Origin of the sequence: Nocardia farcinica, assembly GCF_029867845.1 — a bacterium.
GTDB classification, from domain to species: Bacteria; Actinomycetota; Actinomycetes; order Mycobacteriales; family Mycobacteriaceae; genus Nocardia; species Nocardia farcinica_A.
In genome coordinates this window covers 1-5,767 of sequence record NZ_JARWRU010001187.1, presented here as the reverse complement: position 1 = coordinate 5,767, position 5,767 = coordinate 1, and the positions used below count along the sequence as shown (strand labels likewise).

Annotated in this window: 4 protein-coding genes; 3 read left to right on the top strand and 1 reads right to left on the bottom strand. The window is 71.7% G+C overall.

Annotated elements, in window-relative coordinates; translation table 11 throughout:
• Window positions 1–1,178, top strand: a 1,178-nt coding sequence (locus QH283_RS26430; protein WP_280505645.1) for a dihydroxyacetone kinase, incomplete at its 5' end; no start/stop codon positions are given.
• 109 nt (window positions 1,179–1,287) lie between these two features.
• Window positions 1,288–3,585 (top strand): ATP-dependent DNA helicase RecG, encoded by a 2,298-nt coding sequence (gene recG, locus QH283_RS26425; RefSeq protein ID WP_280505644.1) that lies wholly within the window; start codon window positions 1,288–1,290, stop codon window positions 3,583–3,585.
• Between the two features lie 42 nt (window positions 3,586–3,627).
• Here recG and QH283_RS26420 read toward each other — a convergent pair whose 3' ends face one another.
• The gene (locus tag QH283_RS26420) at window positions 3,628–5,058 is read right to left on the bottom strand and encodes a short-chain fatty acyl-CoA regulator family protein (protein ID WP_280505643.1); all 1,431 of its coding nucleotides are present in this window, start codon (window positions 5,056–5,058) and stop codon (window positions 3,628–3,630) included.
• A 267-nt stretch (window positions 5,059–5,325) separates the two neighbouring features.
• On the opposite strand from QH283_RS26420, the gene QH283_RS26415 reads away from it, so the two are divergent.
• Window positions 5,326–5,700 carry a nuclear transport factor 2 family protein gene (locus tag QH283_RS26415; protein WP_280505642.1) on the top strand — a complete coding sequence of 125 codons (375 nt, stop codon included), beginning with the start codon at window positions 5,326–5,328 and terminating at the stop codon, window positions 5,698–5,700.
• The last annotated feature ends 67 nt before the right edge of the window (window positions 5,701–5,767 follow it).

Here is a 5,767-nt window from a genome sequence, read left to right as displayed (position 1 = left end):
GAGTCGTGGACGCGGGGGCCTGGGGGCTGCGGGTCCTGCTCGACGCCCTGGTGGCGGTCACGCTGGGCGAATCACCCACCCGGCCGGAGTACGCCAGGAACACCGCCGATCCCGCCGGGACCGGGTCCGCCCGGCCGGTGGCCGAGCCGGTCGAGCCGACCGGGCCGGAACGCGCGCCCGCGAGCGGAACGGCCGAGCCCGCCTTCGAGGTCATGTACCTGATCGCCGACACCGACGAACGGAGGATCGACCGGTTGCGCGCCGCGCTGGGCGAACTGGGCGACTCGGTGGCGGTGGTCGGCGACGGCGCGCGGATGTGGTCGGCGCACGTGCACTGCGCCGACGCGGGGGCCGCGGTGGAGGCGGGGCTGGCCGCGGGCACCGTCAGCAGCATCAGGATCGAGAGTTTCGCCGAGCACGCGCGCGTGGAAGCGGACGCGCACGCCGAGACCGCCGGGCGGACCGCCGCCGCTGGGGAGACCACCGCCGAGCCGCCGGGGACGGGGCGCGCGGCGAACGTGCCCGTCGAACGCGCGGTGCTCGCGGTGACGACGGGACCGGGCGCCTCCGCGCTGTTCGAGCAGGCCGGGGCGGTGGTGCTGGACCGGCAGCCGGTCACCTCGGCGAGCCTGCTCGGCGCCATCCGGGCGCTGCCGCACCGGGAGGTGCTCGTGCTGCCCAACGGTGCGCTGCCCGCCCACGAACTGGTGGCCGTCGGTGTCGCCGCCCGCGACGCGCACCGCGACGTGCTGCTGCTGCCCAGCGGATCGATGGTGCAGGGGCTGGCCGCGCTGGCGGTGCACGATCGCGCCCGCATCGCCGTCGACGACGGGTTCGCCATGTCCGAGGCCGCGGCCGCGACCCGGTGGGGTTCGGTGCGGCGGGCGGCGCAGCGGGCGCTGACCATGGTCGGCACCTGCGGGCCAGGCGACGGGCTCGGCCTGGTCGGCCACGACGTGGTGGTCATAGAGCCAGACGTGCTCGGCGCCGGCCGCACGCTGCTCGACCGGATGCTCGGGCTCGGCGGCGAACTGGTCACCCTGCTCATGGGCGCCGACGCCGACCCGTCGCTGGCCGGGGCGCTGGGCGAGCACATCGAGCGCTGCTTTCCCGGGGTGGAGATCGCGGTGTACGACGGCGGCCAGCCGGAGGATCTCGTGCAGATCGGCGTGGAGTGACAGGCCGGCGTGGAGTGACAGGCCGGCGTGGAGTGACAGATCGGCGTGGAGTGACAGATCGGCGTGGAGTGACAGATCGGCGTGGAGTGACGAGGCGAGGAACACGGACATGGCGACCCTGAGCGACCGGCTCGACCACATCCTCGGCGCGAAGGCAGCCGATTCGCTGGCCGAGGCCTTCGACATGACCACCGTCGAGGATCTGCTGCGCCACTATCCGCTGCGCTACGCCACCCAGGGCCAGCCGCTCACCGAAGAGGCGCCCGAGGACGGCGCGCACATCACCGTCATCGGCCGTATCGCCAAGGCCGACCTGCGACCCATGCGCAACCGGCGCGGCTCGCTGTTGAAAGTGCAGCTCGACACCGGCTCCGGCCGCCCGGTCGACGTGACCTTCTTCAACGGCGACAAGGTGAAGTACGTCGTCAAGCCGGGCCTGCGGGCCATGATGTCGGGCAATGTCAGCTACTGGCGGCCCGGCAGCTGGAGCCTGAGCCATCCCGGCTACCTGATCCTGCCCGAGACCGACGACGATCCGACCCGCACCGGCGGCGCCCCGCCGATGACCAGGGTGCGCGGCGGCGGCGATCTGCGCGGGCTGGCCGAGAGCGCGAAAGGCGCGGGCGGGGTGGACGTCTCCTTTCTCGAACGCGAGTTCATCCCCGTCTATCCGGCCACCGCCAGGGTGCAGAGCTGGGACCTGCTGGCCTGTGTGCGCCAGGTGCTCGAACAGCTCGACCCCATCGACGACCCGCTGCCGCAGCAGGTGCGCGAGGACCGCGAACTCATGCCGGTCTCCGACGCGTTGCGGCTGATCCACCTGCCCGAGCAGCGCGCCGACATCGAGAAGGCAAGGGAGCGCCTGCGTTTCGACGAGGCGCTGGCCCTGCAGCTGGTGCTGGCCGAACGCAGGCACGAGGTGTCCGGCCGCATCGCGCGCCCGTGCCCGCCGCGCGCGGACGGCATCGCCGCGGCCTTCGCGCGACGGCTGCCGTTCGAGCTGACCGAGGGCCAGCAGAAGGTGATCGGCGAGATCTCCGCCGATCTGGAACGCAGCCATCCCATGCACCGGCTGTTGCAGGGCGAGGTCGGCTCGGGCAAGACCATCGTCGCGCTGCACGCCATGCTCCAGGTGGTCGACGCGGGCCTGCAGTGCGCGCTGCTGGCGCCCACCGAGGTGCTCGCCGCCCAGCACCACCGGTCGTTGTGCGCCATGCTCGGCGATCTCGCCGCGGCGGGCGAACTGGGCGCCGCCGAGCAGGCCACCAAGGTGGTGCTGGTGACCGGCTCCATGTCGGCGAGCGCCAAGAAGGCCGCGCTGCTGGCGGCGGTCACCGGCGAGGCGGGCATCGTCATCGGCACGCACGCGCTCATCCAGGACAATGTCGAATTCTTCGATCTCGGCATGGTGATCGTCGACGAGCAGCACCGCTTCGGCGTCGAACAGCGCGACGCGCTGCGTGCCAAGGCGAAGGCGGGCACCAGCCCGCACCTGCTGGTCATGACCGCCACCCCCATCCCCCGCACCATCGCCATGACCACCCTCGGCGACCTGGAGACCTCCACCCTCACCCAGCTGCCGCGCGGCCGCTCGCCGATCACCTCGAAGGTGGTGCCGCGCAAACTGCATCCGAACTGGGTGCAGCGGGCGTGGGAGCGGATTCTCGAGGAGGTCGCCGAAGGCCGCCAGGCCTATGTGGTGTGCTCGCGCATCGGCGACGACGAGGACGGCAGACCGGCGAGATCCGGTGGCGGGCGCGGCAAGGCCGCCGACCCGGAGGGCAAGGAGCCGCCACCCACCCAGGCCGCCGTCGACGTCTACGAAACGTTGCGCACCGGGCCGCTGGCCTCGGTCGAGGTGGGCCTGCTGCACGGCAGGCTCTCCGCCGACGAGAAGGACCGGGTGATGCGGGCCTTCAACGACGGCTCGATCGACGTGCTGGTGTGCACCACCGTCGTCGAGGTCGGCGTGGATGTGCCCAACGCGACCGTGATGGTGATCGTCGACGCCGACCGGTTCGGCGTCAGCCAGCTGCACCAGCTGCGCGGTCGCATCGGCCGCGGTGTGCATCCCGGCCTGTGCCTGCTCGTCACCGACGCCGCGCCGGGTGGGTCGGCCATGGCGCGGCTGGAGGCGGTGGCAGGCACCAACGACGGCTTCGAGCTGGCGGTGCTGGATCTGCGCCGGCGACGCGAGGGCGACGTGCTCGGCTCGGCGCAGTCCGGCACCGCGCGCTCGCTGCGGTTGCTGTCGCTGGTCGACGATCTCGAGGTCATCACCAGCGCGCAGGAACTCGCCAGGCAGCTGGTGGCCGAGGACCCCGGCCTGACCGAGCATCCCGGGCTGGCCGCGCTGATGCACGCGGCCGTGGACACCGAGCGGCTCGAATACCTCGCCAAGTCCTGAGGCCGGCCGAGCCGCGACCGTGCCTCTCGGCCCGGGGGCGGGTCACGACCCGGAGTCGGGCAGGCGTGGGTAGGGCAGATCGGTGACGTGGTGCTCGGAGACCGCCAGTGGGCTGCCGATGCGGGGGAAGGCGCGCTGTGGACAGGCGGGTCGCTCGCACACCTTGCAGCCCGCGCCGATCGGGACGGCGGCGGACGGGTCGTCCAGGGCGAGCCCGCCGGAGTAGACGAGCCGGTCGGCGTACTCGATGTCGCAGCCGAGACCGATGGCGAATTCGCGGGCGGCGCGGTCGAATCCGCGCGAGGACGCCGAGGTGGTGCGGGCGATCCACAGGTAGCGGCGGCCGTCGGGCATCTCCGCGATCTGGGTGAGGATGCGACCAGGCTGGGCGAAGGCCTCGTGGACGACCCAGAGCGGACAGCTGCCGCCCACCCGCGCGAAGTGGAAGGCGGTGGCGGACTGGCGTTTGGAAATGTTGCCCGCTCGGTCGGTGCGCACCAGGAAGAAGGGCACCCCGCGCTGACCCTGGCGTTGCAGCGTGCTCAACCGGTGGCAGACCGTCTCGAAGCCGACCTCGAACCGCAGCGACAGCAGGTCGATGTCGTAGCGCAGTTCTTCGGCCGAGCGCAGGAACCGGCCGTAGGGCAGGATCAGCGCCGCGGCGAAGTAGTTGCCGAGTGCGATTCTGGCCAGCTCGCGGGACTCTCCGGTCAGCGAGGGGGTCTCGTTGAGGACGGTGTCGAAGTGCTCGCCGTAGAGCAGGAATCCCAGGGTGGCCGCGATCTGGAAGGCGCGCTGGCCGGGACGCAGCCTGCGGGCCAGGGTGAGGGTGCGGCCGGTCTGGTCGTAGTGGCGTTTCGGGATGGTCGGGTCGGCGCCGTCGCCGCGCACCAGCACCGTCACCCCGGCGCGCTCCTCGGCCACCCTGGCCAGCTGGCGGTCCAGCGAGCCGATGCTCAGGCCGCAGTCGTCGAACAGCTGCTCGGCGAGGTGGTCCAGCTGCGGGATGTGGTTGTGGTGGTCGTAGAGGAAGTCGCGCACGTCCTCGGCGGGCATCGGCACGCTCGCCGGGCTGGTCGGGGTGGTCACCTGTGCGGACAGCAGATCGAGCTGGTCGGTGGCCGCGCGCAGGCGCCGGTGCATGGCCACCAGGATGCGGGCGACCTCGGGCTGGCGGGTGGCCAGCTCCTCGACCTCGGCCAGGGGTGCGCTGTCCCCGCCCGCCGCGTCGACGAGCACATCGTGCAGTGCCGAGACCAGCCGGGCGTCGGAGTCGGCGGCGAAGAACTGCACGTCCAGGTCGAAGGTGGAATTGAGTTTCAGCAGGACCGGGATGGTCAGCGGTCGCTGGTCGCGCTCGAGCTGGTTGAGGTAGCTGGGCGAGAGATCGAGCGATTTGGCCAGAGCGGCCTGGGTCATCCTTCGTTCCTCGCGCAGACGCCGTAGCCGGGCGCCCGCGTACATCTTGCGCACGGGTGGAAATCCTAATGCCCCCGGCGTGGCGCGAGACCGCGCCGTCGCCGCCGGCGACTCGCAAACGACTGTGCCACAACGGTTTCTGCGCGTCGAGCCCCCTGAGTGGGTGTCGGACGCACGGCGCCGGCGACAGCGGGCGGCCGACCCGGTTCGTCGTTCGCCGCTCGTGCGGCTGCTCCGTTTGCTTGAATCGCAGCGGCGCCGTACGCCGAGCCGGGCAACGACCGTCGTCCCGTCACCGTCGCGAGAAAGCGAGCCGAGCACATGACCGATTCCGACGACGTCGTCCGCGCGCTGTGCCGCAGTTGGTCCACGCCCGATCCCGACGAGATCGCCGCCTACTTCGCCGAGGACGCCGTCTACCACAACATTCCCATGGAGCCGGTGGTCGGCCGCGCCGCCATCAGGGATTTCGTGGCGGGTTTCCTGAGCACCTTCGCCTCGATCGACTTCGAGATCCATCGTCAGGTCACCTCGGGCGGGTTGGTCATGAACGAGCGCACCGACACCATGCGCGGCAAGGACGGCCGCAGCCTCGCCCTGCCCGTGATGGGCGTGTTCGAGGTCGAAGGGGGACTGATCACCGCCTGGCGCGACTACTTCGACATGGGCGCGGTCACCCGCATCTGGGGCGGGTAGGGCCGACGCCGGGCCGCCCCCAAAACCACCCCGCCCCACCGGAACCGCGCCCGCAATAATAAGAAAG

What these genes read in the sequence shown, in the direction of transcription:
- recG (WP_280505644.1), top strand. Translation starts at nt 1,288, where the DNA reads ATGGCGACCCTGAGCGACCGGCTCGACCACATCCTCGGCGCGAAGGCA.
- QH283_RS26415 (WP_280505642.1), top strand. Translation starts at nt 5,326, where the DNA reads ATGACCGATTCCGACGACGTCGTCCGCGCGCTGTGCCGCAGTTGGTCC.